Here is a 25,876-nt window from a genome sequence, read left to right as displayed (position 1 = left end):
ATGACAATCAAGGATCATTTCAGGATTACCTTCAACCTTGCTTTCCCAGTAATGCTTAGTCAGTTGGGTCAGGTATCTGTAGGTGTAGCCGATTCTATGATGGTAGGCAGACTTGGAGCTTTACCTCTTGCTGCTGCGTCCTTAGGAAATAGTATATTTTTTGTGATTCTTATGTTTGGAATGGGTGTCTCAATGGGGGTAACTCCTTTGGTGTCCATAGCTGAAGGAAAAGGAAAGAATAAAAGAATCTTCAATTTATTTCAACATAGTCTCTGGATAAATATTATTACCAGTTTTTTGCTTACTTCCTTTGTACTAATTATTGTACAAGGCTTGCATTTTTTAGATCAACCTGATAATGTCGTCGCATTGACAGTGCCATACCTGTTTGTTATTACGGCATCTTTATTTCCTTTCATGATTTTTCAAACTTTCAAACAATTTGCTGAAGGATTATCCCAGACCAAACAAGCAATGTACATTACTATTTTTTGCAATCTAGTTAATGTATTCCTTAACTGGGTGTTGATTTTCGGAAAATTGGGTGCACCGGAAATGGGGTTAATGGGGGCTGGTTGGGCAACTTTAGTTTCAAGAATACTAATGCCAATTATGATGGGTTGGTATGTACTAAAGTCAAAGCGATATCAACTTTTTAATCTTTCTATGTGGCTCAAAAATTGGAGTTTACCTATGTTTAGTCGAATTCTAAATGTTGGAATACCGACGGGTTTCCAATACATTTTTGAAGTAAGTGCCTTTAGTTCAGCTGCAATTATGATGGGATGGTTGGGAGTCAATGCTTTGGCAGGACATCAAATTGCCTTGAATTTGGCGTCGATTAGTTATATGATGGCAGCTGGCCTTTCTACTGCTGGTATGATAAGGGTAAGTAATCAGATTGGAAGAGGAAATATTAAAGCTATGAAAGAGGCAGGAATGGTAGTTTATGCAATGGCCATGATTTTCATGTTTACAACAGCCATGATTTTCATCGTATTTCGAAATTATCTACCAACTCTCTATATAGATGATCCAGAAGTAATTTCTCTTTCTGCCTCTTTATTGATTATTGCCGGACTTTTTCAATTATCTGACGGAGCCCAAGTAATCGGCCTAGGTGTACTGAGAGGAATGGAGGATGTTAAAATTCCAACCTTGGTAACATTAGTCGCATATTGGGTCATTGGTTTGCCACTAGGTTATCTCTTAGCATTTAAATTTGACTATGCGGAAAAAGGAATATGGTATGGTCTATTGATTGGGCTTAGTATAACGGCCTTACTTCTTTATTATAGGTTTAGAAAACTTAGTCAGAGAAAAATTTTATTTTCTAAACCGACCTTACCAACAGTTTGACCATTCTTTTCATTTTTATCCTTTAAAAAGTAATATTGAATTATATTCAGGGATTAAATAATCTGGATATGATCAAAAAGTTTCTCACACTAGCACTAGTGTTATCAATTTTCCAAAGTATTTCTGCTCAAGATTTTGCTGTTCTCACTCAAAGAGAGCAAGCAGAAGTAATAGACGGATGGCTGGATGACCGAATTACTAATCTATTACCCAAGTTGATGACTGAAACGGGAATAGACATGTGGGTTGTAATTTCCAGAGAATATAATGAAGATCCCGTGATCCGAAAATTACTTCCTGCAACCTGGATGGCAGCTCGAAGAAGAACTATTTTAGTTATGTATCAACCCACTCCCAATGCAGCAGTAGAAACGTATGCGGTGGCAAGATATGATGTTGGAAAAGCATTTAAAAGGGCTTGGGATCCGGAAAGCCAACCGGATCAATGGGAGGCTTTAATGGATTTGATCAAGGAGAAAAATCCTGAAAAGATCGGATTGAATTATGCCAAGGATTATGGCCATGCGGATGGTTTAACAATGAATGAATATCAGATTTTTCATGATTATCTTCCTGATAATCTAAAGCCAAAAATAGTTTCTGCCCAAACGCTGGCAGTAAGATGGCTCGAAACCAGAACTCCTGCTGAGATTGCTACCTATCGTCATATTCAAGAGTTAGCTCATCAGATCGTGCAAGAAGGTCTCTCAGAAAGTGTAATTACTCCGGGAGTGACAACTACAGATGATGTGGTTTGGTGGTACAGAGAGAAAATTAGATCTATGAAACTTGATACTTGGTTTCATCCATCAGTTGATATTCAACGACCCGATCCTTCCTCTCAGGAAGCAAATAGATCCTTTGCGAGCAAACCACCTTCTCAGGTAATCATGCCAGGTGATCTTCTACATATAGACTTTGGGATTACTTATCTTAGGTTGAATACAGATACGCAAGAAATGGCTTATGTTTTAAGGTTTGGTGAAACTGAAGTTCCTGAATTTTTACAAAAAGCTTTTGAAGCTGGCAACCGTGTTCAGGATATACTAACTCAAAATTTTGTCTTAGGTAGAACTGGTAATGAGATTCTAAGAGAATCAAGAAAGCAAATGGATGCGGAGGGTATAATAGGGAGTATTTATACCCATCCACTGGGCTATTATGGTCACTCAGCAGGTCCTACCATCGGGATGTGGGATAATCAGGGTGATACCCCTGGAGCTGGAGATTTTCCGCTCCATGCCAACACAGGCTATGCAATTGAACTTAATGCTGTGGTTTTTGTGGAAGAGTGGAATAAAGAAGTAAGAATAATGTTAGAAGAAGGGGCATTATTTAATGGCGAAAAAGTAATTTATTTTAATGGTCGTCAGAAAAACATCTTACCGATTCCAAGAAAGCAAGATTATCTAAATCAATGAATTAATAATCTGAGATTGCCATTTTTCCTTGAAAAGAGCAAAAGAATGAAGGCGATAAATGCAAATCCTGCTGCCGTCAAGAAAACCAAATTAAAATTCTCTGGCTGATTGGCAAACAAAAAGCCAGAGACTATTGCTCCAATCCCGATTCCTGCCTCCAATGCTATGTACATGGTAGCTAGGGCTCTTCCTCTAAAATTATCTAATGATAAATCAACAACCCAAGCTGTAACTGTAGGGCTATACATGCCGACAGCTGAACCGAAAAGTACTCCAGAAGTCATGAATAACGTCTTACTGTTTGAAAAAGCGATGGAAATCATGGCAAGAACCATTAATAGGCTCGCCACCCTCAAAACTGGAATTCTTCCAAATCTGTCAGAAACTTTTCCAGCAAGTAACCTGATACCTAAAGAAGAGATGGTGAAAACAGCAAAAAATAATCCTTTATTTTGGATTCCAAGATGGCTTGAAAAATCCGGGATGATGGTAAGAACTGTTCCAAAAGAAAAAACACATAATAAGAGAACTGTGGAAGGTAAAATCACTCTTTTTTCAATTATTTCCCCTTTTTTTAGTTTGAATAAACCAGGAGTTATTTTCACTTGATTTACTAAAGTCTCTTTTAATCTAATAATTATTAGGATGGATAGAATTGAGGTGAAAGCAGAACAATAGAATAAAATTTCAATAGGCCAAATGGTGGCAATCCAGCCTCCAATAGCTGGCCCAGCTGCCATTCCTAATGATCCGAAAAGAGATTGAAGCCCTAATGCCTCTCCACGTTTTTGAAAAGGAATTATGTCTGCAACATAGGCAGAGATTCCGGTTGGAGTAAAACCAGTTGAAAAGCCATGAAGGAATCTTAAGAAGAGAAAGCCGCCGACAAAACTTAAAATAGGGTAAAGAAGACCTGATACAAAACAAACTGTCGCCCCAAAGACCATTACCGGTTTTCTGCCAATAGTATCAGCCAACTTTCCACTAAATGGCCTAGATAAACCTGCAGAAAGAGTGAATAGTGAAATGATTAATCCTTTATATTCTTCCCCACCCAGCGAACTTAGATAAGCTGGTAATTCTGGGATTATCATGTTGAAGGATGAGAAAAATAAAAATGAACTTATGCAAAGAAGAAAAAAATCCAACGTAAAAAAGGAGGGGAGAATTTTCATATTACCAAAATTGAAATGGCCAGAAAGTATTCTGGCCATTCACTTAATCTTTTTTAACTTCTTCTTCACTTTGGGCTAGGAGATAGGCCTTCATAAATTCATTTAAGCCTCCGTCTAAAACATGTTGCGTATCAGAAGTCTCATATCCAGTTCTTGCGTCTTTCACCAATTTATAAGGATGAAGCACATAATTTCTGATTTGTGAACCAAAATCTACCCGAAGTTTAGAAGATTCGATTTTAGCAATTTCAGCATTTCTTTTTTCTACTTCTAATTGATATAATCTTGATTTCAACATTTGCATTGCCTTTTCTCTGTTGGCAAGCTGAGATCTCTCTATCTGGCAAACTACCACGATCCCTGTTGGCTTATGAGTTAATTGAACTTTGGTTTCAACTTTGTTAACATTTTGACCTCCAGCTCCTCCCGAACGAGAAGTATGTAACTCTATATCTGCAGGATTGATGTCTATTTCAATGGAGTCATCAACTTCTGGATAGGCATAAACAGAGGCAAAAGAAGTATGGCGTCTTCCTCCTGAATCGAAAGGGGAAATTCGAACCAAACGGTGTACCCCTGTTTCTGATTTTAAAAATCCATATGCCAAGGGCCCCTCAAACTCAAGCGTACAGGATTTGATTCCTGCGACATCTCCTTGCTGAACATCAACCTCTCTGACTTTATAACCATTTTTCTCTCCCCACATGATATACATTCGCATGAGAATAGAAGCCCAGTCATTACTTTCAGTTCCGCCAGCTCCAGGATTGATTTCTAAAACCGCGTTTAGTTGATCTTCTTCTGAAGAAAGCATTTTCTTCAGTTCAAGTTCTTCAACGACATTCTTGGCTTTTTCGAATTCTTTTTTGATTTCTTCCTCGGAAACTTCATCAGCACTGTAAAATTCATACAGTACTTCAAGGTCTCCAATTATTGTTGCCAGGTTTTCATAAGCTGATGTCCAAGTCTTTCGTGCTTGGATTTGTTTCATTGTTTTTTCTGCCTCTTCTGGATTGTTCCAAAAGTCAGGTTGGGCTGAAACTGCCTCAAAATCTTCTATTTCTGCTTTCTTACGATCGTAGTCAAAGATACCTCCTTAAAGCCGAGGTGCGAGCTTTCAAGTCTTTCAGTTGTTCTGAAGTCATCTGTCTAGGTGTGATTTTTTAAAATTCAAAATTCAGAAAAAAAATCTGTTAAAGCTAGAGTAATACGATTAATCCATTCGCATTAAAATAATTTGTATGTGGTTACGACCTTTATGTTTAAAAGTCTTGTAGCGCAACGGCAACATAGCCAGTCCAGTAGCCATTAAAATGCCCGAGGTGATTCCAACTCCTTTATCTATGGAAACTTCTCCACTATGATAAACGCTGTTGATCATATCAACCGAAACTAGAATAACTCCAGCTCCAAGAATTAAAGAATTAAAAGCACGTAAAGTGCTATTTCTTTTATCCTTCTGGCGAATATCAATTTCTTCAATATCCAATGGTGAAATAATGTTTTCACTCATATAAATATAATCTTGATCAACTTTTTCAATTATGTCTGTTATGAAATAGCCGATTTTCTTGCTTTTATAGGTGATTTCTTCACCAGGGTAATAACGGATTTGAGAATTTTGATTCGCGCCTCTTTTTAATAAAATAAAGTCTTTGGATTGCGAATAAGCAATCGAACTGAGAAAAATGAAAAAAGAAAAAAGGATTAGTTTTTTCATTCAGCTAATTAAACAATTAATAGTTAGCAAAACAGGTTTTTTTTTCATAAAAAAAGCGGGAATTTATGTTCCCGCATAATATTAAACTTTAATAATCCAATTATGAGGATCATTAATAGATCCATATTTAATGCCATCCAGTTCTGCAAGCACCCTTTTAGAAAATGAACTTGAAGAAATTGAAGGTAGAATATAGTCTTTACCATTTACATTGATTCTTTCAATATGTGCTATGGTAGCCGCAGTTCCAGTTCCAAAAGCTTCTTCCAATGTTCCCTCTTTTAGTGCCGTTTCTAGTTCTTGAACTGATAGAAACCTTTCTTCTAACTGTTGGTTCCAGTCTTTGGCAAGTTGAATTACTGAGTTCCTGGTAATTCCTTTTAGAATAGTACCTGAATCCGTAGGAGCGGTTATTAATTTCCCATCGATCTTGAACATAACATTCATAGTCCCACTTTCTTCAATCTTACTATGACTTTTTCCATCGGTCCAAAGCAATTGATCATATCCATCCATTTGGGCTTTTCTGGCTGGATATAAAGATGCTGCATAATTTCCAGCAGTCTTTGCTGCCCCAGTCCCCCCTTCATTGGCTCGAGTAAAAACAGTTTCTACTTTTACGCTGACAGGTTTACTATAGTAATTTCCAACTGGACAAGTGAAAATAATAAACTTATATTTTTCCGATGGTTTTACACCGATATAGTCATCCATAGCAAACATGAATGGTCTGATGTAAAGTGAAGAACCTTTTCCACTAGGCACCCATGCTTTATCTAATTCCAATAATTGCATCATACCTTCCATGAAAATTTCCTCAGGAATAGAAGGCATACACATTCTTTCTGCTGATTCATTCATTCTAGACCAGTTGGCATCAGCTCTGAAAACTAGAATCTCGCCTTGGTCATTTTTATATGCTTTCAAACCTTCAAAAATAGATTGTCCATAATGCAGCGTTGCATTGGCGGGACTTAATACTAACGGTGCATATGGCTCGATTTTCAGATTAGTCCATTCTCCATTTATGTAATCAGCAACGAACATGTGGTCGCTGATAGTTTTTCCAAAAACCAAATTGGAAAAATCTGTCTGTGGAAGGCGAGAAGATGTAGTTTTTTCAACCGGTATGGCAAGCGATGTTTTCATAATATTATGCCTTATAACTGGAACATTCCAGCATCATTTTCAAATTAAATTCTGGGCTTCCAAGTCACTTCGTCAGCTCCAAGTTCTTTTCCCATTGATCTTCCTAAAACAAACAGAAAATCTGAAAGTCTGTTTAAATATTGGATCACTAATTCTGAAACTGGCTCATAGGATGCCAATTCCACGACGATTCTTTCAGCTCTCCTACATACTGTCCGAGCTACATGGCAGAATGAAACTGATTGATTTCCTCCTGGTAATATAAAAGAGGTCAAAGGTGGAAGTAAAGCTTCCATTTTGTCCATTTCATATTCTAAAAGCTCGACATCTTCTTCGTGAAGATCAGGTTTTTTTACCTTTTCTTTTCCAGGTACAGTAGCTAAATCAGCCCCTATGGTAAATAATCTATCTTGAATTTCCTTTAATAATTCAGACCTTTTGTCATTTACCTCTTGATCTCTGAGTAAACCCATAAATGAATTGAGCTCATCTATTGTCCCATAAGCATCTATTCTTAAATCAGATTTTGGGATTCTTTTTCCTCCTAATAAAGAAGTAATTCCTTGGTCTCCAGTTTTTGTGTAGATTTTCATTCAGAACAATATTTCGTTCTGACAAAAATAATAATCTATTTGTAAAAAAATGGATTATTAAGCGTGCATCGTAACTCCTCTGGTAGGATTTGGATTAATTGTATCAGATTCCACTAATCCATCTCTTAATCTTACGATTCGGTGTGCATAATGAGCAATATCATCTTCGTGTGTTACCATAATGATGGTATTTCCTTTAGCATGTAATTCATGAAATAGTTCCATGATTTCATAAGAAGTCTTAGAGTCCAAATTACCGGTCGGTTCATCGGCAAGAATAATACTTGGATCATTCACCAAAGCCCTTGCAATTGCAACTCTTTGTCTTTGACCTCCTGAAAGTTCATTCGGTCTATGTTTCGTTCTGTCTCCTAAGCCTACATTTGAAAGGGCTTGAAACGCACGTTCTTCACGTTCTTCTTTACTAAAACCAGCATAAACCAATGGTAAAGCTACATTTTCAAGGCAGGATGCTCTTGGTAATAAATTAAATGTTTGAAAAACAAACCCAATCTCCTTGTTTCTAATTTCAGCAAGCTCATTTTCACTCATATCACTGGCATCTTTATTATTCAAAATATAAGTGCCGGAAGTTGGCGTGTCCAAGCAACCAATAATATTCATCAAAGTAGATTTTCCAGATCCAGATGGTCCCATAAATGCTACGTACTCTCCACGATCTACGGTGATAGAAATAGACTTGAGCGCTTGAATTATTTCAGCACCCATTTTATAGGTTTTGTTTATTTCGTGGGTTTCTATTACTCTGGACATGAATATTAAATTTTTGTCAAGATAAGCCTTGTCAGTGAGAAAAGTAAAAAGAGTCTTGTGAAATTACGTGAAATATTAAATGATGTTTAAAAAATTAATTTTTCCATTTTAGATTCTGGCACCCATTTGCTCATTTCAATTAATGCATCATTTACATAATTATCAAGGTTCAATTTTTTTGCGGCCTGTATTTTTTTCTGCCATAATAAGGGATCATGATTAAATTGAGACATTTCATTCAATAATTCATATTGATTTAAAGGATCCTCAACTTTTTCTGCGGCAGCTAAGATTAAAGAAGTGAAGTAAGGGTTTGCAGTTAAATCATTTTCAACTTTAAGCCAGTTTGCAAAAGCTTCTAATGCATTTTCATTTTCCCAATCAGGATCTGAAAAAAAAGAATTCAAATTTTCATCAGTTTCGATTTTTGTTTTCAGATAGTTTCCTAGAATTTCTAGTTGGGTTTCATCCAAACCATGTGATTTATAGCTTAAAAGTCGGACTGTAAAATCAGTTTTCAATTCATTATCCGGGAACTCATCCCATGCTATAAATAAATCTTGAGGAAATGACTCGTGAAAATTCGTGATCAACTGGAAGTAACTACTCAAAATACTATCAGTATCATCTCTCAAATAAGTAGGTGAAATCACCTGATATTTATCTCTTATTAACTCTATATTTCCATTATATCCAGATAAAAATAATATGGCTAAATGCTGAGGCTGGAAAGCTTGAAATCCTTTTTCCTCAGCTACCAATAACTCTCTAGCTGATTTTTTGAAATCAAGGTTTTGAGCTAGGATTTGAGAAGATAAACTAAGGTAGTATCCTGCGGAGTTCGGATTTCTAAAAGCTAAGCCGTTGAGGTTTTTTACGGCCTCAATTATTCTCCCAGCTCCCAAACTTCTTATTACAGCAGTTTCTTGAACATCCATTATATAATCACTCATAATGGGATCTTTGCTCAGTGAATCTAAATACTTCAAATCAGCTGTGGGATCAGGATTGTTTTTTTCAGAATAAAAACTTCTCCAACCTGCGTGAATAATCATTGGGTTTTTCACTTCTCCCAGAGCGTTTTTAATTTGGTTTTTGAGCTCTTCATTTGGGCTCTCTGCCAATGCATTCTTGCTTACCAGTAAATTTATTTGTCCGATTAAGTTTTCGGGAAATTTTGTATTTTCACTTTTCACCCCAAGTTTAGTTTTTATTGCTTGGAGGTTTGATGCCAAGATTTCATGGTCTTGATTTCTATTCTCCAGTAAGCTTATCGCCTCTTCAGGTTTATTTACTTTTATGTAAAAAAGCGCCAAATTATTAGTTAAATGGGGCTCACCGGGAAATATGTCAAGTCCTTTCTCTAAATAAAAAATTGATTCAAAGATTTTATCTTCCCGATGAAGTCGGTTGGATAAAAGTATGATGTTATCTATTTGAGGATATTCTGCAAAGCTTTCTTCCAAATGCTGTTTTGCAAGTGTTGGCTGATTTAGTTCAAAAAGCAATTGGGCAGTTAGATGCTTCGCTTTATGGTTTTTTCGATATTTAGCCCAAGAGTTTTCATATAATATACTGGCTTCTAACTTTTGATTAGTTTGGTAATAATAATCCCCGAGAATATTATTTGTGAGGGAGTTAAGTTGAACTGCTACAATACCTTCAGCATAAATAGTTAAAACCAAAATAGCCATTAACCCTCCAATCCTAAGGTGATAGTAAGGTAGGGAATAGGGTTTATAAAGAATTTTGTCTATTTCTTTCCCTGAGTTCATTATCGATAAAAAATTGCTGAAAAGGTAAACGATAAAAAATAGGGTAAAACCTATTTGGCTATACAATAGAAGATGTTTTAGGAATTCTTCTCCCGGTTGATTTCCTGAAATTATTAGTTTCCATGATAGCCAAAGCACCAAGCCGAATCCCAAAAGGTGCAATATTCTCAAAATATTACCGGAGGCAGCCAGATTTGGTATTTGAGCTATTTTTGAGTCTAGGGAAAACCATCCTAAAACGCCCAATGGAATGAGTAATAAAAGCGGAGAGAATCCGAAAAATGGGACCACTATATCACCTGTCATTTCCATGAAAAGAATAAATAAAGCTGTCAGGTAGCCTAATGAAATGACTGCGATTTGCCTGGAAATTTTGATTCCCACATTTTTATTCATTCTTGCAAGTAGGATATAGGTTCCAGAAACAAAGCTATGTCCGTTCCAAAAAATCCAGGCTATAGATAACCCCAAGGCCAGAATGGTAGAATATTCTGAAATATAAATAATAGGGCTTTCTAAAGGGCTTAATTTTGAAAGTAGAAAAACTGAAATCCCGAAACTTAGAAAAACAGCTAGCCATTTTAGAATGAATGATAAATTTTGACCCCAAATATGTAGAGTTATTACTGGACCCAAAGTTCCGATTAATACGATGATCAAAGGGATATTTGAGCTAGCTCCGCCAATGTTAAGTCCATTTAGATTGCAAAGGGTAATCAGCACTATCCACCCGATTCCTCCAGCTACAATGGCGAGTTTTTTGAATTCTGTGAGTGCAGTCAAAAAGGAAACAGAAACAAGAAAAACAATCCCAAAAAAGAAAAGAGATTCAATTGTTTGGGGTGAATTTGGATAAGCTTTAAATTCTTGAAAAATAAGGTAGTTATCTACATTGATTGGAAAAGAAATTGGACCTATTTGAACCCAGTCAAATGGAATTATGATCCTATCAAGGAAAGTAGAACTTTTGATAACTTGATAAGGAAGCGAGTCAAATAGAAGAAAGTATAGCGCAAAAAAACCTCCGGAAATTATTAATAGGAGGGCTGAAATGTTTTTAAACAAGTGTGAAATCTCAGAGTTCTTATCTGCCATTAATCCATCACCTTTGGAACCCTAAAGTAATCAGAATCTCTCTTTGGAGCATTTTTTAAACCAGCCTCATGGTCTAAGTGATTACCTCTAATATCCTCCCTCATATCGTTAACTTCAGAAGACATGGTCGTCAGAGGTTCAATATTTTCAGTATCGATTTCATTGAGTTGTTCTACCCAGTCTAAAATCTGACTCATGTCTTTTGACATTTTTTCGGCACTACTTTCATCAAATTCAAGTCGAGCCAAATGGGAAATTTTTTTTATCGTTGTTTTATCGATTTTCATAGATTTCAGAGTCTTTATTCAATTGTTTTTGAATTACTTCAAAACATGTTCGGTTGAGTGTCTCTTCCGTATCTTCTTCGGATGGAAAGATAGCTTCATGAAGCACCATTTTTGCAGGCATCCGGTTTAGCAAAAACTTTCCGTCATCGGGCAAAATTAGATGATTAAAAGATAAAGTGACAGGGATTATTGGGATTTGTTTAGAAATAGAAATTTTAAAAGCCCCATTTTTAAATGGAATCATATGAGGTGGCTGTTTTGAAAAAATCCCACCTTCTGGGAATATGACTAAGCTACTTCCATTCTCTAAGGCCACAATGGCTCTTTTCATGGTTTCAGCTCTACTTTTTAGTCTGTCTCTATCTACAGCTATATGTAATTGCTTGAAATAATAACCAAATAGGGGGGCTTTCCTAATTGATGCTTTACCGACGAACTGTACATCTCCTGGGATAAATCCCATCATTGGAATATCTAAATAACTAAAATGATTCGCCATATAGATATATGATTTTCCTTTTTCAAGCTTCGTTTTTTTCTCAATTTTTACAGGAAGAAAAATTATGCTAAAATAAAATCTTGCCCAATAACGGTTTATTTTTCTTCCGAATTTCTTAAAGCCAGGAACCCAGATACAAATGAGAATAAAAGGGAAAATTAGAAGAAAGCTTAAAGCAAAGATTAATGCAGCATAGATCGAATAAATCCTTCTGAATATTTTATTCATGGTTGATCATGTGATTTGCCACCTTGATAAAATAACCAAGCATTAGCTCTTTTACATTTGGGTCTAAATTCAGCTGGTCAATAGCACTCATCATAGCATTTAGCCAATGATTTCGCATCTCTCCATCGATTTTCCATTTGAGATGTCTCATTCGTAACCTTGGATGACCCCGTTGCTCAGAATAAGTTTGAGGACCTCCAAATACCTGAACCAAAAACAGAAATAACCTCTCTTCCGCAGGAGATAGATCTTTTTCAGGATAAAGTTTTCTTAGAGATTCATTACCCTTTACTTCCAGATAGAAAAGATGGGTAAGCTTACGGATTTGATCTTCTCCGATTAATTCATAAACAGACTGAAATGGATTCATCGCTCAAACTTAAGGATTTCCAAAAAGTTTATGCCTCATATTTTTTCACTTTTAATGAAGTACCTTCTGTAGAAATTACAATGATTGGTTCTCCCTTTTCCAGAAATTCACCTCTGGAAGAGGCATCATAAATTTCCCCTTCGATTTCTACTCTTCCACTTGGTCTTAAACGGGAATGTACTTTTCCTACTTGTCCAAGTAAATCATTTGAATAAAAGGTTGAAGTATAGCCGTCTTGCTTCTGCTGAGTTCCGGCCAAGGTAATTGCACTAAAAGCTTTCCACTCATTTATTTTAGGAGTTAGCCAGAAAACAATTCCAACAGAAGCTATTGCAGCCAAAATCACAGTAAGTAAGGCGGCAAAAAGGTCTGCAGCAGGAACAAATTCGAAATCAAAATTTTGATTTGGAAGCATTCCTAAAACTAACCCAGCTAGTATGCAGGTAATTCCCAAGACTCCAAAAATCCCAAAACCCGGTATGACAAACAATTCAAGAGCTAATAAAATTATTCCTATTACAAAAACAATAATTTCCCAGTTTTCTGCTAATCCATTTAGGTAGTAAGGAGTGAAATATAGGACTACAGCAATTATTGAAGCGAGCAAAGGAAAACCGACACCTGGAGTTTGTAACTCAAAATAAATTCCTCCAATGATGATCAAAATCAGAAATCCACTTACCGCAGGGTTCAGGAAAAAGCCTATTATTTGTTCTACTAAATCAGTTTCATAGGCCATTACTTCTGAATCGGATAAACCTTGGCCTTGAATTAGATCTTCAAAAGAATTATAAACACCATCTGAAAAACCATATTTTTCAGCTTCTGAAACTGAAAATGTAATTACTGACCCGGCTTCAGTGATTCCTTCTATTTCAATTTTTTCATCAACCATAGCTTCGGCAATTTTAGGATCTCTTCCTTTTGCTTCCGCAGTGCTTCTCATCATAGATCTCATATATGATTGGTATTTATCTGGCGCAGCTGCGCCATCAACTCCGTTAACCACAGTTGCTGCACCAATGCTTCCTCCTGGCGCCATGAAAATTTTATCGCAAGCTATAGAAATCAACGCGCCAGCAGATGCGGCATCCTTATCTATATAAACATAAACAGGGATTTTGGACTCTAGAATCATGGTACGAATATCATCTGCATCATTAACGGCACCCCCATAGGTGTCCATTTCTATGATTATTAAATCGGCTTCTTCATTTTCAGCTTTTTCCAGCGCGAGTTTAACTCTTCGATTCATGGCTGGATCGATATCGGTATCGATTTTAAATGTAAAAATTTTATCTATTGGGGTTTGTTGTCCATATGAGATAGCCGGAAAAACCAATAGAAGAGAGAAAATGTAAATGAATAGGGTTTTCATATTTACTAATACGAGATTGCTCAGAAAATATACAAAAAGGAGCCGGAAACTAGTGCTTTTATCATTTTTTGATTCGTAATTTGCTTTTCTTCTCAAGAAGAGATTAATCTTGCAATAATTGCTTTCTAGCATAATTCTTGTTTCTTTCCAAAGGACAAATTAATCTACTATCTAGAACGTATTTAATTTAACAGCCCAAATTTATTATGATTTTCGGATCGAAATTCCCTTTATTCTTATTCTTAAATTTTCTTCTTCTATCTTCTTCTTCATTTGCTTTGAATATTGCGAAAGTTGATTCAGTGGGGGTTGAGAAACTTGGAGATAAAACCTACATACTTCATGCTGTCGAGCCAAAGGAAACTCTTTTTGGTATTAGCAGAAGATATGCTGCTCCTGTGAGTGAAATTATTGAATCCAATGAAGTATTAAAGCAAGGACTTAAAATAGGACAAACCATCCGAGTTCCATTTATTGCAAAATCTGAAATCCCAAAAGGGGCAAGCTTACACAAAGTGGTACCAGGAGAAACTCTTTTTTCAATTTCAAAGTCTTATGGAGTTTCTGTAAGTGAGGTGATGGAATGGAACGAACTCAAAGGGAACGATCTTAGCGTCGGCCAAGCATTAATTATAAAAAAGCCGGTGGCTGCTGTGGAAACTCCTGTTAAAGCAGTGACTGAAGAAAATTCGACACCTAAAGTTGCAACTAAAACTTCTACAATTCCAGTAAAAAAAGAAGAAGTGGAGTCGCCAAAAGTGATAGAGAAGAAAGAAGAGAAGGCTAAGCCAGCACCAGAAAAAATTGAGGTTGAAGAAACTGTACCTGCGAAAACGGTAGCAAATGGTGTTGCTATTGCGCCTGGAGAATGGGTTTCGCATGAAGTTAAATCAGGCGAAACGCTTTTTTCAATTGCTAATCTCTATCAGGCAAGAGTGGAGGATTTGATAACTTGGAATGCATTAACTTCCAATAATGTAAGAGTTGGCCAATCACTTAAAGTAGGTAGGGGCGAAGTTGGCCCTTCTAGTGTTCCAATAGTAGGAACTCCAAGAGTCGTTTCAAACGCTGATGAAATGAATGTTTCTGAAAATTCTGGAAACACTTCTGGGGGTTTTAAAAACATCAAAGAAACCGGACAGGCAGAATTGATAGAAGGTACCGGTGGACATAAAAAATATTTAGTTCTTCATAGGACTGCCCCTGTTGGAACGATTATGAGGATAAAGAATGAAGAAAATGACATAACTATATTTGCTCGCGTGGTAGGGACTCTTCCTGAAACAGGTGATAATGCAAAACTTGTGATTAAGCTTTCTCAGGCTGCTTATGATCAATTGAAGGCAGTAAATCCTAGGTTCCCTGTCGAGGTTATGTATTAAATCTTGAGTAAAATTAAAAGGTCAAACCCAGTTTTGCCGGGTTTTTTATTTTGTAAATAGACTTAATTTTTTGTTTATCCTCTATTGAGGCCTAATTTTGTATTAAGTTTTCAGTCTAATGAACAAAGTACAACTCTTCTTTCACCATATATTTAGATTCATTTGGAATCTGATATTTGTGATTAGTTATCCGATTCTAGCAAGTTTTGGGATATTATTTATAGGGATTACCTACATATTCTCTTTACTTTCTAGTGTTCTGACAAGGATTAAACCTGAGGGAAGAAAAGTTGTATTAAAAGATGTGGAATGGGAAACTCTTCCTTTTTCAAATGACCTATTGGAAGCGAAGCTTTTTAAACAAATTATGTTTGGTCCGTCAGGATTTAAACTAAGAAGGAAAGACGGTGTTCCAACTGTTCTAAGTGATTTTGTATTTGGTAATAAAGTGCGGATTATTGACGAAGGGTTTATCATAGAAAAATGGAATAGTACAGAATCTAAAAATTTGCCGGATTTTGACATTTGCCTTTATAATCCTGAAGAAGATAGTCTAAAACCTCTTACAAACATCAAATGCTTTGATTGGCATGTTTCAGAAAAAGTCGATAATCAATTGTCTTTTAAATGGTTTGATGGCACGCAGGGTGGGGAAGTGAAAGTTGCACTTTGATGCAGGATTTAAAAGGGTTTTTAGATGAAAAAGTAAATTTATATAATCGCCCGGGATTTATTCAAAATGACCCTATTTCGATTCCTCATAAGTTTACTAAAAATCAAGATATAGAAATATCAGGATTTTTTGCTGCTATTTTAGCTTGGGGACAACGCAAAACCATTATTAACAAATGCAACGAGCTTTTCCAATTAATGGATAATGCTCCTCATGATTTTTTATTAAACCATGAGGAACAGGATTTGAGGCCATTTTTAAGTTTCAAGCATAGAACCTTCAATGATACTGATACATTATATTTCATTCATTTTTTGTCCTGGTTTTATCGAAACCATGAATCATTAGAAGAGGCATTTATGATTGGCTGGAGTGAGGAAGAAAATGCAATGGGAAATATATTAAAATCTTTCCATGAATATTTTTTTCATCTTCCAGATTCGCCTCCACGGACAAGGAAACACGTTGCTACCCCGGCAAGGAAAGCTGCCTGCAAGAGGATCAATATGTATTTGAGGTGGATGGTTAGATCTGATAATAATGGCGTTGATTTTGGAATATGGAAAAGAATTCAACCTTCCCAACTCATTTGTCCATGTGATTTGCATGTGGATCGAGTGGCAAGAAAGTTAGGGATGATCACCAGAAAGCAAACCGATTGGCTCACAGCGTTAGAACTTACAGAGAGACTTCGGGAATTTGATCCAATCGATCCAGTTAAGTATGATTTTGCACTTTTTGGATTGGGAATAGAAGAGAAGTTTTAATGGAACTTCTTTAATTCAGGAGCATCTGCTACAGTAGAGATTCCGTCAGAAAGTCTAGCAGCATAATTGTCCAATAACTCAAGGACTCTTTCTTGTTTTTTAGATTTAACTATTAATCCCGCGTGGTATTCAAGAGGAACTCTAAAATAAACCTCGTCGTCGTCGAAACTACTTAAATCAGGATGTTCTACATTTGCTAAGGTCAAAACTATGCCTGCATAATTTTTACTGACATTAGGAAGATTGTATTTTTTGTTTTTAGCTAAGCAATCTTCAATTATTGCCCACTCTGCCCAAAGATTGACACCTGAAGCTGCCTCTACCATTTCTGCAAGATGTGCGCCACCTACTCGTGAAGAAGTTTCTAGAAAATAAATTTCCCCATCTTCTTTACATTTTATGAATTCTGTATGAGTAGCACCTGATTTCATCCCAAAAGCTTTCATGATTGAAGCATTAGCTTTTTTGATTGCTTTGTCATCATCAGAGTTGTACTGAATATTTGCGCTTCTAAATATTCCACCACCTTGTGAAATTTCCATAGGAGTAGCCAAATATCTTGATACACAGCAGAATAAATTTTTACCTTCCAATTGCAAACCATCTGCATGAAAGACATCCCCAGGTTTGAATTGCTCTACTAGATAATAAAGCCTATTTTCTCCAAGCTCATGAATATGTTTCCAAAGGGAATCTTTATTATGCACCTTGATAATGCCATTTGCAGAGGCTTCAGACCTAGGCTTTAAAACCCAAGGTGCAGCTACATTATCTGCAAAATGATTGATGTCTTCATCATAGAATAATGACGAGAAAGCAGGGACTTTTATGCCTGATTCTTTAGCCTTTACTCGCATGGCTAATTTATCTCTAAAATATCTACCCGTAGTTTGTCCCATTCCTGGTATTCTCAAATTCTCTCTAAGAAACGTGGCTTTTTCTACGTCATAATCATCCAACGAAATAATGCTTTCAATTTTATGGGATTTCATTAATCCTCCCACACCTTTGAGTAATAGGTCCAAGTCCCAATCAAGGTCTTGACCCGGCATATAAAAAATCTCATCTATGTATTCGAAGGCCCATGGTTTATCTTTCAATTTCTCAGAAGTAATTAGAAACACTCTATTCCCCTGCTTTTTAAGCTGTATAATAAATGCGTTTCCCTTAAAGAAATTAGAGATACATAAAAAGGTCTTTCCTTGATTTTCCATACTTAAAGTTGATTTTCAATGAATTTAAGCAATAATCCTACACCAAAAGCAGTTCCTGATTTGGTTTTTGAAAATTCGCTATCACCAAAGGCTACGCCAGCAATGTCTAAATGAGCCCATTTTTTATGCTCATGAATAAAGGCTTCTAAGAATTTGGCAGCTGTGATGGCTCCTGCAATAGGCTTTCCATTATAATTTTTAATATCCGCTATTTCTGAATCCATTTCGGATTTATAGTTTTCCCAAAGAGGTAAAGGCCATACCTTCTCACCACTTTCCAAGCCTGCGTCTTGAAGTGATTTAGTTAATATTTCATCATTAGAAAACAATGCTCCACATTCGTAACCAAAAGTTGAAACGCTGCTACCTGTTAATGTAGCAAAGTCAATTAACTGATCCGGATTGTAATTCTTAACCATGAAAGAGAGTCCATCTGCAAGGATTAACCTTCCTTCTGCATCTGTATCTATCACTTCAATACTTAATCCGGCATGCGACCCAATAACTTCACTGGGTAGATATGCATCTTTGTCCACTGAATTTTCAACTGCCGGTACTATGGTGGTCAGATTTATTTCCAATTCCAGATCAGCAATTAATTGTGTTGCGGCCAAAACAGCAGCAGCTCCTCCCATATCTGACTTCATGTAAACCATTCCGGCAGTTTTTATATTTAAACCACCAGTATCAAAGGTCACACCTTTTCCCACTAGGCCTAGATGAAATTTTGCATTGGGGTTTCTATATTCTAGGATAATGAATTTTGAAGGCTTTGAACTTCCCCTGCCTACTGCTAGAAATGCTTTTAAACCCTCTTTATTTGCTTTTTCCTCATTAAAGATTTCTGTTTTTATCTTTAAGTTTTCTGACTTTTCGATGGCCCAGTTTGCTAGATATTCTGGGGTTAATTCATTTGGAGGTAAATCTACCAACTTGAATCCCTCCATTTTTGCTTTTGCGATTTTTTGTGAACGCGAGGCTATTTTTTCAATAGTTTTATGATTCGATAGAATGCTCACTTTTAGATCTCCAAAATCCCTAGGTTTTTGCTTTTTATAAAAACCTAAGGAATAAGATCCCAATTGAAAGCCTACCAGTGCATTTTCAATTAAGTCTTTTGAAATTAAATCATGAAAATTCAATGTGATCTTCTTTTCGACCAAATCTTGGTTTTTCGATAAAATTCTTCGAAATGATTTTTCTATTTCCCAAGAATTAGGGTTTTCCCCCAACCCAATTAGGAGAAAAACTTTTTCCTCCGACTCTAATAAAAATGTTGTATCCTTCTTACCTGAAAAAAGAGAGGGTTTAATCTTAGATTGGAGTTTTCCTTCCAAAATTTCATCAACTCTTTTCTCTAAAACAGGGATGATATGAATTGAATTTCCTTCGAAATCACGGGGGTTTATATAAAATTGCATTTTACTCTTCTTTATTGCTATAAAACAGCCATTCAATGGCCTTTGGGAACTCATCACTCCAATATTGTTCGTTATGTTTCCCTTCTTGATTAATACTCAAATGAACCTTCATTTTACCCTGGAGGCTTTCTCTTTTCAAAATCCTATTTCGAAATTTTGTAACGTGTTTAACCATCGTTTCACTTTCGTCTCCTCCTGCGTATAAATAAATCCGGGTATCCATTGGTTCAAAAAAATCCAAAAAGCCCAACTTAATTTTAGGAATGACCCATAGGGAAGGAGAAAAAATCATAAGTTTTCCAAATACTTCAGGATAAATTAGACCTGAGAAAATACTGACTAAACCTCCCATGGAACTCCCTCCAATCCCAGTAAATTTCCTTTCGCTTTTGGTACGAAAAGTTTTGTCCACAAATGGTTTCAAGGTGTCAGTTATAAAACGGATATACTCTTTGCCATGACCTTTTCCTAGCAAAGTCTTACCTACGTTATATTCTTGAAGTCTTTCGGATTCACCATGCTCTATTGCTATGATAATGATTTTACCAATTCCATAATCAGACATTACAGCTAATTTTTTATCAATCTGCCAATTACCAAATTCGGTTTCCTCATTAAAAAGATTTTGGGCATCTTGAAGGTATAAAACAGGATAGCTTTCTTCGCTAGTTTCATAGTCATGAGGTAGCAGAGCCCATATTTTTCTGGTTTTATTCAATTGGGGAATTTCAAATTCCTCCGAAATTAAATGGATTTTTGGAAGTTGGCTGGGGCGGTAAGGAAGCCAATTTTTCCGCCATTTTGCTACTTTCTCAATTCTGGATGTTTTCTTGTCATTCCAGTGTCGATTAGGAGTCCGGTTTCCATATTTATCAATTTCTACCTCCGACCAGTCACCTTTTGTAAATTTATAGATTAACTCTTTCTGAAACTTTGGATTGTCTGGAAAAGAAAACTCATATTTCCCTTTTGCCAGCTTTGTCATCAAAAATCTATAGTCTTGAGTTTCCCAGTTGTTAAAGTTTCCGGAAATATAAACAGGCCTATCATCATCCTGAGGTGTTTGGAGTATGATTTTCCTTCCTTTTTTAGTCACTGATTTGATTTTAGATTTTACTTCAATACTCATAGATATAGTGAGATGGGCAGGTGAGCCATTTGCAAAAATAGACTTTTGTTACCGATGTAAGAAGAAAAAAGTGAATGCTTAGATTTTAAGTCCAGGTCTAAATCTGATTTCTTCAGGATAAGGGTATGCATGAATCAATTCGCCTTTTTCAATTCTTTTTTGAATTCCCTGCCAATATTCAGGAGAAAACAGGTTTTCATGATATGCTAGAAAGTGTTCTTTTAAGTCTTTTCTTCCTATCATCCATCTTTTGAAATCCTCGGGAAAGACATCATTTTTGGCAATTGAATACCATGGTTCTGGAGCATAAATCTGCTCATATGTTTCAGCTTTAGGTTTCACCCTAAAGTTCATATCAGTTAAAAATTCAATTTCATCATAATCATAAAAAATGACTCTTTTTTGTCTGGTCAAACCAAAGTTTTTTGTCATCATATCACCCGGAAAAATATTTGCCTGAGCCAATTGTAATATGGCTCTTCCATAATCTTCTACCACTTTTTTTCCTTCTTCAGTTCCACAATGCTCAAGGTAAAGATTTAAAGGTTCCATTTTCCTTTCAGTATACAAGTGTTTGAAAACCATATGTGTATCTGTAAATCTTAACAAAGAGTTTGTGGTGTTTCTTAACTCCTGAATCAACTCAGGACTGATTCTTTCTTTTGGTATTTTAAAATATTCAAATTCATGTGTATCAGCCATTCTTCCCACTCGGTCATGAAGTGAGACTAATTTATATTTCTCTCGAACTTCCTGTCGAGTCATATTTTTAGGTGGTTCAAAATGATCTTTAATTAGTTTAAACACAATGTTTAAAGAAGGAAGTGTAAACACTGTCATTACCATTCCTTTAATACCTAGAGCAACTACAAATTGATCTTCACTATGATCCAGATGGTGAAGAAAATCTCTATAAAAAAGCGTTTTTCCATGTTTGTTGAATCCAATCGCATTATATAATTCATGAATCTTTTTGTGAGGTATTACCGAACTCAAGAAGGCGACAATTTCTGAAGGCACTTCTGCTTCTACCATAAAATATGATCTGGTGAAGCTAAACATATGGCTCATCAAATTTGGATCAAAAATCAGCGTGTCTACGAATATTCCATCTTTGGAGTGCATGATGGGAATAATAAAAGGCATCCATTTCTTTCCAACGAATGTTCTTCCGATTAAATAGGCCGCTTTATTTCTATAAAAAATTGATTTTAATAGTTGAGTTCTTGTTTCTGAATCTATTTTATATCTGGTTAAAATAACTTTTTGTACTCCTTCGATTAGAAATTTGATATCCTTCTCTTTGTCCATAAAAGGTGCTCCAAAATCAAAGTCATCCAGAATCTGTCGAATAATCTTGTCTAATCCCAGACCTTTGGGATAGTTTCTTATGAGATCTGAATTTTCTCTGATACCACAAAAATCATGACCTTCCATTACAAACATAAGGTCCTCATCGATTTCTACATTTTCGTATGTCTTGCGAATCACGGAATTGAAAAAAGTTTCTGCTATTTCTAACTCCTGCAAATCTGAAATTAGTTGTGCATATTCCGTTTTTATGGAAGTCCAAAGGGATCTGTCAGTACTTCTATGAGCAAGTGATTCTTTACAAGATGCCGCAAGTGGAAAAAGTAAATCCTTATAAAGACGAAGTCTTTGCTTGTGATTTAATTGGATAGCTTGCCAATTTCTTTCACTAAAATATTTTGGAGTTAATCGGGTGCAAGCATTAAAGGATTTGATGTAGGTTAGGAATCCATTAAAGATTTTTTCTGCAATCTGATAATCAAGGGATTTTGACATGAGAAAAGATAAATTTCAATATTGAACTCGCCAAGTTAATACAGTTAAAAATATTTTGAGATTCACCGAAATTATTTATCCTGATTTTTAGGCTGTTAACATCAAATAAATAGGGGGAAATAAAATTTTGAAAATCTTTCGCAATCGATTGTTTGGAGGAAATAAAAACATTTTCTACTTTTCGCAAGTATTCATGAATTGAATATCTACAATAGGTTTAATAGGTTTGAGAGCAGGAAAAGGCCAGGATTTTATCCAGGCCTTTTTTGTTTTTTAATAACTCTAGATTAGTTTCAACTTCTCCTATTAATGTTACATGAAAGTTACCATTTCAATTAGACTTCAAATTTCCGTTTTACTGACATGTGCAGGATTATTTTATTCTTGTGATTCTTCAGAGCCAGAGACAGAAAATACTGAATCTATTCTGTCAGTCGATGAAGAAGAGTCTAGAAAATTGAGAAGTTTTCTCGAAGTTGGTTTGCTTAAGGAACCTGATTGGAAAGAACATTGGGCGGAAGAAATTGATGGATTTGAAGGGTCGGATTTTTTATTAATTCAAACTGATACTATTGATCCTATGGAAATGCCGGAAAAAAATCCAATTCTTCCTGACGATCCACTTTTTCCATACCAAATTCCTCATCCGGAAGGAAACGGTACAATGGACATATATAGCTATAAAGTTGAAGCTCAAGACGGGATAGAAGCTCCTTTTCTTAATCCGGATTCAGAGGTTATTTGGTATCGTGAGGATGGGATGAAAGAGCGACTTTTGTTTATGGGGCCTTCCGGTATGTTTGAAGAAGGATTGTGGATAAACAGCAATACTTTTGTTGTTTTTGGTTATTTCCAAGAAGAAGCAGGATTTAGACCAATGGCATGGGTGATAGAATTAGATGGACATAAAGTTCACAGATTTCAGTCACCTAAGGTCGCTCCTGATTATGAGACAGAATCTTATATAAATCAAAAAATTAAAAAAGTAGATTTGAGTTCTAATGGAGTTTGATGATTTTATAAGGATCATTAAAAATGGTTTGGAAATTCCTTTGCCTGGGATTGAAGCACATATTAACATGTCTCCCAAGCCGATTAATAAAAAAAGATTTGATCCAAAAAGACCTGAAAACCATAGAAAAGGTGCTGTTCTATTATTGTTTTATCCGGATCAAGAAGAAGTGTTTTTTCCTTTGATAAAAAGGCCTGAATACGATGGAGTTCACAGTGGTCAAATTGCCTTGCCTGGAGGAAAAATGGAGCTGGAAGATCCAGATTTAATTTATACTGCCTTGAGAGAAGCTTCTGAAGAAGTTGGAATAAATCCTGAAGAGGTTGAGATTTTGGGTAAAATGACTGATTTATATATTGCACCAAGCAATTTTTTAGTTACCCCTGTTTTGGGTTTTACTAATTCAAAGCCTGATTTTATTCCAGAGGAAAAGGAGGTAGAAAGAATTATTCAAACTACCATTCGAAATTTGTCTTCTCCAGACATTTTAAAACAAAAAACATTAGAGATTAGCGAGTCGTTCAGGCTTGATACACCTTATTTTGATATTGAAAAAGAGGTAGTTTGGGGAGCAACCGCCATGATATTAGGTGAATTCCTCCGAATAATGGAAAATGGAAAGTAGCTGAACTTTTTATTTTCTGGTAATAATTATTGGTATTATAGTAATTCACGCCTTATTTCGAACCATGGAAGAAAACACCCCCTTTTTTACAAATGATGCTATTGTCTTTGGCATCCTGATGGCAATCTTAGCCTTTGTCTTTGCTACATCGGCAAGTACAAATACTTTTTGGAGAAAATTCTATGGGATCGTCCCCACTGTTCTTCTATGCTACTTTATACCTGCGTTGTTTAATTCATTTGGATGGATCTCTGGCGAAACTTCTGGGATTTATCAAGTGGCAAGCAGGTATTTACTTCCCGCTTCACTTGTCTTGTTTACCATAAGTATTGATCTGAAAAGTATTTTAAAGCTTGGTCCAAAAGCTTTGAGCATGTTTTTGGCTGGTACCTTTGGGATTATGATTGGTGGACCTCTGGCATTAGCTACTGTAGGTTTTATTCAACCAGAATTATTGGGAGGGAGCGGGCCAGACGAAATTTGGAGGGGGTTGGCTACTATAGCTGGATCTTGGATTGGTGGAGGTGCAAATCAAACTGCAATGCTTGAAGTTTTTGGAGCCAGTCCTTCGCTTTTCAGTCAAATGATTGCTGTGGATGTTTTGGTGGCTAATTTATGGATGGCAGTTTTACTGTATTGGGCAGGAAAACCAGAAGTGATTGACAAAAAATTCAAAGCAAATAGTTCTGCTATTTATGAATTGCGGGATAAGATTGAAAAGTTTAGAGCTGGTATTATGAAAATCCCAACTCTTTCTGACACCATGGTAGTTCTAGGTGTCGGGTTTGGGATAACCGGGTTTTCTCATTGGGTTGCAGATGGTATGGCACCTTGGATTGGAGAGAATTATCCTCAATTAAGCCAGTATTCTTTAGATTCTGCTTTTTTCTGGATTGTGGTTGTTTCCACCACTTTGGGTTTATTACTTTCATTTACTAAAGCAAGAAATCTCGAAGGTTCTGGAGCATCAAGAGTAGGAAGCGTTTTATTATATGTTCTTGTTGCTTCGATCGGCATGCAAATGGATCTTGGAGCTGTATTAGATTCACCAATTTTGTTTTTAATAGGAATCTTATGGATGTTCTTCCATATTCTTGTCATGTTAATTGTAGCTTTTATAATTAAGGCACCGTTCTTTTATGTGGCAGTTGGATCACAGGCTAATGTAGGAGGTGCGGCGTCTGCTCCCATAGTAGCTTCAGCATTTGATCCATCTTTAGCACCTGTTGGAGTATTGTTAGCTGTTCTTGGATATGCTGCTGGTACCTATGGGGCTTACCTTTGTGGATTAATGATGCAGGCTGTATCAGGGGGGTAAATGGAATCTAAAAGAAAACTCATATTTGTTTGTGGAGGATCCGATTGTATAAAATCAGGATCGAAAACGCTTCGTAAAAAAATTAGGGAAGAGATAAAATCAAAAGAACTGAGAGGACAGTGCAAACTGATTAAGACGAAATGTATGGATTACTGCAAATCAGCTCCTGTAGTGATAATTGGAGAGTTTGTTTGTAAAAAGGCAACTATTGAAAATGTATTACATCAAATAAAAAAGTCCTGAATTTTCAGGACTTTAGATTTATAGTTTGGAAGTTTTAACTGCTGTCCCACTGACTGTGACCATCAGCATACCATCCCTGATTGTTTCGTAGTCTAAATCAATTCCGACTATCGCATTCGCTCCAAAAACTCTAGCCTGCATCTCCATTTCAGACATGGCCGTGGCTTTTGCTTCTCGTAGGACTTGCTCATACGATGATGATCTTCCGCCTACTATATCGGTAATACTTGCAAAAAAGTCTTTGAATACGTTTGCACCGATAATTGTTTCGCCAGAAACAACTCCCAAATATTCTTCTATTTGATAACCTTCAAGGCTTGGTGTGGTTGAAATAATCATAAGTTAGTTTTATTTTTAAAATTGATCTCGTTCATTTTAACACGAGAAAATTGAAAATAGGGTTTGTTAATTTCTTGATTCTCCCGAAAACAGAATTTCTGCTTAGAGAATATTTAGAGATAAT

The 25,876-nt window shown here is 36.0% G+C and carries 25 protein-coding genes; 9 read left to right on the top strand and 16 right to left on the bottom strand.

Annotation, left to right across the window (positions count from 1 at the left end):
• Together AAGF08_RS10410 and AAGF08_RS10405 are read left to right on the top strand one after the other, a co-directional pair.
• Window positions 1–1,359, top strand: a complete 1,359-nt coding sequence (locus tag AAGF08_RS10410) for an MATE family efflux transporter (protein WP_343511099.1) — start codon at window positions 1–3, stop codon at window positions 1,357–1,359.
• Window positions 1,360–1,427: 68 nt separating this feature from the next.
• Window positions 1,428–2,780, top strand: a complete 1,353-nt coding sequence (locus AAGF08_RS10405) for a M24 family metallopeptidase (RefSeq protein ID WP_343511098.1) — start codon at window positions 1,428–1,430, stop codon at window positions 2,778–2,780.
• Here AAGF08_RS10405 and AAGF08_RS10400 read toward each other — a convergent pair.
• The 11 genes from AAGF08_RS10400 to AAGF08_RS10350 all read right to left on the bottom strand — a co-directional run bounded on the left by AAGF08_RS10400 (window position 2,774) and on the right by AAGF08_RS10350 (window position 13,823).
• Window positions 2,774–3,955, bottom strand: coding sequence for an MFS transporter (locus AAGF08_RS10400; RefSeq protein ID WP_343511097.1), 1,182 nt, complete (start codon window positions 3,953–3,955; stop codon window positions 2,774–2,776). The two genes, AAGF08_RS10405 and AAGF08_RS10400, sit on opposite strands and share 7 nt — an antisense overlap.
• A 43-nt stretch (window positions 3,956–3,998) precedes the next feature.
• Window positions 3,999–5,100, bottom strand: a protein-coding gene (gene prfB / locus AAGF08_RS10395) for a peptide chain release factor 2 (RefSeq protein ID WP_343511096.1) whose coding sequence is annotated in 2 segments (ribosomal slippage) — window positions 3,999–5,039 and window positions 5,041–5,100 — 1,101 coding nt in all. Because the reading frame shifts where the segments join, the coding sequence is not laid out codon by codon here.
• 68 nt (window positions 5,101–5,168) lie between these two features.
• Complete coding sequence (locus AAGF08_RS10390; RefSeq protein ID WP_343511095.1) at window positions 5,169–5,675, bottom strand: hypothetical protein; 507 nt, start codon at window positions 5,673–5,675, stop codon at window positions 5,169–5,171.
• Window positions 5,676–5,756: 81 nt separating this feature from the next.
• Window positions 5,757–6,824 (bottom strand): branched-chain amino acid aminotransferase, encoded by a 1,068-nt coding sequence (locus tag AAGF08_RS10385; RefSeq protein WP_343511094.1) that lies wholly within the window; start codon window positions 6,822–6,824, stop codon window positions 5,757–5,759.
• 44 nt (window positions 6,825–6,868) lie between these two features.
• Window positions 6,869–7,417 carry a cob(I)yrinic acid a,c-diamide adenosyltransferase gene (locus AAGF08_RS10380; protein ID WP_343511092.1) on the bottom strand — a complete coding sequence of 183 codons (549 nt, stop codon included), beginning with the start codon at window positions 7,415–7,417 and terminating at the stop codon, window positions 6,869–6,871.
• A 57-nt stretch (window positions 7,418–7,474) separates the two neighbouring features.
• Complete coding sequence (locus AAGF08_RS10375) at window positions 7,475–8,191, bottom strand: ABC transporter ATP-binding protein (protein ID WP_343511091.1); 717 nt, start codon at window positions 8,189–8,191, stop codon at window positions 7,475–7,477.
• Between the two features lie 86 nt (window positions 8,192–8,277).
• Complete coding sequence (locus AAGF08_RS10370; protein WP_343511090.1) at window positions 8,278–11,061, bottom strand: hypothetical protein; 2,784 nt, start codon at window positions 11,059–11,061, stop codon at window positions 8,278–8,280.
• Window positions 11,061–11,348, bottom strand: coding sequence for an Asp-tRNA(Asn)/Glu-tRNA(Gln) amidotransferase subunit GatC (gatC, locus tag AAGF08_RS10365; protein ID WP_343511089.1), 288 nt, complete (start codon window positions 11,346–11,348; stop codon window positions 11,061–11,063). The genes AAGF08_RS10370 and gatC overlap by 1 nt, the downstream gene beginning before the upstream one ends.
• The gene (locus AAGF08_RS10360) at window positions 11,335–12,075 is read right to left on the bottom strand and encodes a lysophospholipid acyltransferase family protein (protein ID WP_343511088.1); all 741 of its coding nucleotides are present in this window, start codon (window positions 12,073–12,075) and stop codon (window positions 11,335–11,337) included. The genes gatC and AAGF08_RS10360 overlap by 14 nt, the downstream gene beginning before the upstream one ends.
• A complete protein-coding gene (locus tag AAGF08_RS10355; protein WP_343511087.1) occupies window positions 12,068–12,445 on the bottom strand; it encodes a cyanoglobin in 378 nt (125 codons plus the stop codon). Before AAGF08_RS10355 ends, AAGF08_RS10360 begins: the two co-directional genes overlap by 8 nt.
• 28 nt (window positions 12,446–12,473) lie before the next feature.
• On the bottom strand, window positions 12,474–13,823 hold the full coding sequence (locus AAGF08_RS10350) for an NfeD family protein (RefSeq protein WP_343511086.1): 1,350 nt from the start codon (window positions 13,821–13,823) through the stop codon (window positions 12,474–12,476).
• Window positions 13,824–14,029: 206 nt separating this feature from the next.
• Between AAGF08_RS10350 and AAGF08_RS10345 the strand changes: the two genes are divergently transcribed.
• The 3 genes from AAGF08_RS10345 (at window position 14,030) to AAGF08_RS10335 (ending at window position 16,645) form a co-directional block, all read left to right on the top strand.
• The gene (locus AAGF08_RS10345) at window positions 14,030–15,205 is read left to right on the top strand and encodes a LysM peptidoglycan-binding domain-containing protein (protein WP_343511085.1); all 1,176 of its coding nucleotides are present in this window, start codon (window positions 14,030–14,032) and stop codon (window positions 15,203–15,205) included.
• A gap of 118 nt (window positions 15,206–15,323) precedes the next feature.
• Window positions 15,324–15,878 (top strand): hypothetical protein, encoded by a 555-nt coding sequence (locus AAGF08_RS10340; RefSeq protein WP_343511084.1) that lies wholly within the window; start codon window positions 15,324–15,326, stop codon window positions 15,876–15,878.
• On the top strand, window positions 15,878–16,645 hold the full coding sequence (locus AAGF08_RS10335) for a TIGR02757 family protein (RefSeq protein ID WP_343511083.1): 768 nt from the start codon (window positions 15,878–15,880) through the stop codon (window positions 16,643–16,645). The genes AAGF08_RS10340 and AAGF08_RS10335 overlap by 1 nt, the downstream gene beginning before the upstream one ends.
• On the opposite strand, the gene AAGF08_RS10330 is transcribed toward AAGF08_RS10335, so the two are convergent.
• The 4 genes from AAGF08_RS10330 to aceK form a co-directional block, all read right to left on the bottom strand.
• Window positions 16,642–17,859, bottom strand: coding sequence for an ATP-grasp domain-containing protein (locus AAGF08_RS10330; protein WP_343511082.1), 1,218 nt, complete (start codon window positions 17,857–17,859; stop codon window positions 16,642–16,644). The genes AAGF08_RS10335 and AAGF08_RS10330 overlap by 4 nt on opposite strands.
• 2 nt (window positions 17,860–17,861) lie before the next feature.
• Window positions 17,862–19,280 carry a leucyl aminopeptidase family protein gene (locus AAGF08_RS10325; RefSeq protein ID WP_343511081.1) on the bottom strand — a complete coding sequence of 473 codons (1,419 nt, stop codon included), beginning with the start codon at window positions 19,278–19,280 and terminating at the stop codon, window positions 17,862–17,864.
• 1 nt (window position 19,281) lies between these two features.
• Window positions 19,282–20,409, bottom strand: a complete 1,128-nt coding sequence (locus AAGF08_RS10320) for an alpha/beta hydrolase-fold protein (protein WP_343511080.1) — start codon at window positions 20,407–20,409, stop codon at window positions 19,282–19,284.
• Between the two features lie 78 nt (window positions 20,410–20,487).
• On the bottom strand, window positions 20,488–22,215 hold the full coding sequence (gene aceK / locus AAGF08_RS10315) for a bifunctional isocitrate dehydrogenase kinase/phosphatase (protein WP_343511079.1): 1,728 nt from the start codon (window positions 22,213–22,215) through the stop codon (window positions 20,488–20,490).
• Between the two features lie 316 nt (window positions 22,216–22,531).
• Here aceK and AAGF08_RS10310 point away from each other — a divergent pair, with 316 nt between their 5' ends.
• From AAGF08_RS10310 to AAGF08_RS10295, 4 genes are all read left to right on the top strand, one after another.
• Window positions 22,532–23,227, top strand: a complete 696-nt coding sequence (locus AAGF08_RS10310) for a hypothetical protein (RefSeq protein ID WP_343511078.1) — start codon at window positions 22,532–22,534, stop codon at window positions 23,225–23,227.
• Window positions 23,217–23,852 (top strand): CoA pyrophosphatase, encoded by a 636-nt coding sequence (locus AAGF08_RS10305; protein ID WP_343511077.1) that lies wholly within the window; start codon window positions 23,217–23,219, stop codon window positions 23,850–23,852. Before AAGF08_RS10310 ends, AAGF08_RS10305 begins: the two co-directional genes overlap by 11 nt.
• Window positions 23,853–23,916: 64 nt before the next feature.
• A complete protein-coding gene (locus AAGF08_RS10300; RefSeq protein WP_343511076.1) occupies window positions 23,917–25,170 on the top strand; it encodes a DUF819 family protein in 1,254 nt (417 codons plus the stop codon).
• Entirely contained in the window at window positions 25,171–25,413 is a 243-nt protein-coding gene (locus tag AAGF08_RS10295; protein WP_343511075.1) for a (2Fe-2S) ferredoxin domain-containing protein, read from the top strand.
• Window positions 25,414–25,431: 18 nt separating this feature from the next.
• Here AAGF08_RS10295 and AAGF08_RS10290 read toward each other — a convergent pair whose 3' ends face one another.
• The gene (locus AAGF08_RS10290) at window positions 25,432–25,752 is read right to left on the bottom strand and encodes a YbjQ family protein (protein ID WP_343511074.1); all 321 of its coding nucleotides are present in this window, start codon (window positions 25,750–25,752) and stop codon (window positions 25,432–25,434) included.
• Between the last annotated feature and the right edge of the window lie 124 nt (window positions 25,753–25,876).

Source organism: Algoriphagus sp. SE2, assembly GCF_039563885.1.
GTDB lineage: Bacteria > Bacteroidota > Bacteroidia > Cytophagales > Cyclobacteriaceae > Algoriphagus.
This window is presented reverse-complemented; position numbering and strand designations above follow the sequence as displayed.

Excerpts from the sequence above, each read along its gene's own strand:
- AAGF08_RS10410 (WP_343511099.1), top strand. The coding sequence starts at position 1 with ATGACAATCAAGGATCATTTCAGGATTACCTTCAACCTTGCTTTCCCA.
- AAGF08_RS10405 (WP_343511098.1), top strand. The coding sequence starts at position 1,428 with ATGATCAAAAAGTTTCTCACACTAGCACTAGTGTTATCAATTTTCCAA.
- AAGF08_RS10400 (WP_343511097.1), bottom strand. The coding sequence starts at position 3,955 with ATGAAAATTCTCCCCTCCTTTTTTACGTTGGATTTTTTTCTTCTTTGC.
- AAGF08_RS10390 (WP_343511095.1), bottom strand. The coding sequence starts at position 5,675 with ATGAAAAAACTAATCCTTTTTTCTTTTTTCATTTTTCTCAGTTCGATT.
- AAGF08_RS10385 (WP_343511094.1), bottom strand. The coding sequence starts at position 6,824 with ATGAAAACATCGCTTGCCATACCGGTTGAAAAAACTACATCTTCTCGC.
- AAGF08_RS10380 (WP_343511092.1), bottom strand. The coding sequence starts at position 7,417 with ATGAAAATCTACACAAAAACTGGAGACCAAGGAATTACTTCTTTATTA.
- AAGF08_RS10375 (WP_343511091.1), bottom strand. The coding sequence starts at position 8,191 with ATGTCCAGAGTAATAGAAACCCACGAAATAAACAAAACCTATAAAATG.
- AAGF08_RS10370 (WP_343511090.1), bottom strand. The coding sequence starts at position 11,061 with ATGGCAGATAAGAACTCTGAGATTTCACACTTGTTTAAAAACATTTCA.
- gatC (WP_343511089.1), bottom strand. The coding sequence starts at position 11,348 with ATGAAAATCGATAAAACAACGATAAAAAAAATTTCCCATTTGGCTCGA.
- AAGF08_RS10360 (WP_343511088.1), bottom strand. The coding sequence starts at position 12,075 with ATGAATAAAATATTCAGAAGGATTTATTCGATCTATGCTGCATTAATC.
- AAGF08_RS10355 (WP_343511087.1), bottom strand. The coding sequence starts at position 12,445 with ATGAATCCATTTCAGTCTGTTTATGAATTAATCGGAGAAGATCAAATC.
- AAGF08_RS10350 (WP_343511086.1), bottom strand. The coding sequence starts at position 13,823 with ATGAAAACCCTATTCATTTACATTTTCTCTCTTCTATTGGTTTTTCCG.
- AAGF08_RS10345 (WP_343511085.1), top strand. The coding sequence starts at position 14,030 with ATGATTTTCGGATCGAAATTCCCTTTATTCTTATTCTTAAATTTTCTT.
- AAGF08_RS10340 (WP_343511084.1), top strand. The coding sequence starts at position 15,324 with ATGAACAAAGTACAACTCTTCTTTCACCATATATTTAGATTCATTTGG.
- AAGF08_RS10335 (WP_343511083.1), top strand. The coding sequence starts at position 15,878 with ATGCAGGATTTAAAAGGGTTTTTAGATGAAAAAGTAAATTTATATAAT.
- AAGF08_RS10330 (WP_343511082.1), bottom strand. The coding sequence starts at position 17,859 with ATGGAAAATCAAGGAAAGACCTTTTTATGTATCTCTAATTTCTTTAAG.
- AAGF08_RS10325 (WP_343511081.1), bottom strand. The coding sequence starts at position 19,280 with ATGCAATTTTATATAAACCCCCGTGATTTCGAAGGAAATTCAATTCAT.
- AAGF08_RS10320 (WP_343511080.1), bottom strand. The coding sequence starts at position 20,409 with ATGAGTATTGAAGTAAAATCTAAAATCAAATCAGTGACTAAAAAAGGA.
- aceK (WP_343511079.1), bottom strand. The coding sequence starts at position 22,215 with ATGTCAAAATCCCTTGATTATCAGATTGCAGAAAAAATCTTTAATGGA.
- AAGF08_RS10310 (WP_343511078.1), top strand. The coding sequence starts at position 22,532 with ATGAAAGTTACCATTTCAATTAGACTTCAAATTTCCGTTTTACTGACA.
- AAGF08_RS10305 (WP_343511077.1), top strand. The coding sequence starts at position 23,217 with ATGGAGTTTGATGATTTTATAAGGATCATTAAAAATGGTTTGGAAATT.
- AAGF08_RS10300 (WP_343511076.1), top strand. The coding sequence starts at position 23,917 with ATGGAAGAAAACACCCCCTTTTTTACAAATGATGCTATTGTCTTTGGC.
- AAGF08_RS10295 (WP_343511075.1), top strand. The coding sequence starts at position 25,171 with ATGGAATCTAAAAGAAAACTCATATTTGTTTGTGGAGGATCCGATTGT.
- AAGF08_RS10290 (WP_343511074.1), bottom strand. The coding sequence starts at position 25,752 with ATGATTATTTCAACCACACCAAGCCTTGAAGGTTATCAAATAGAAGAA.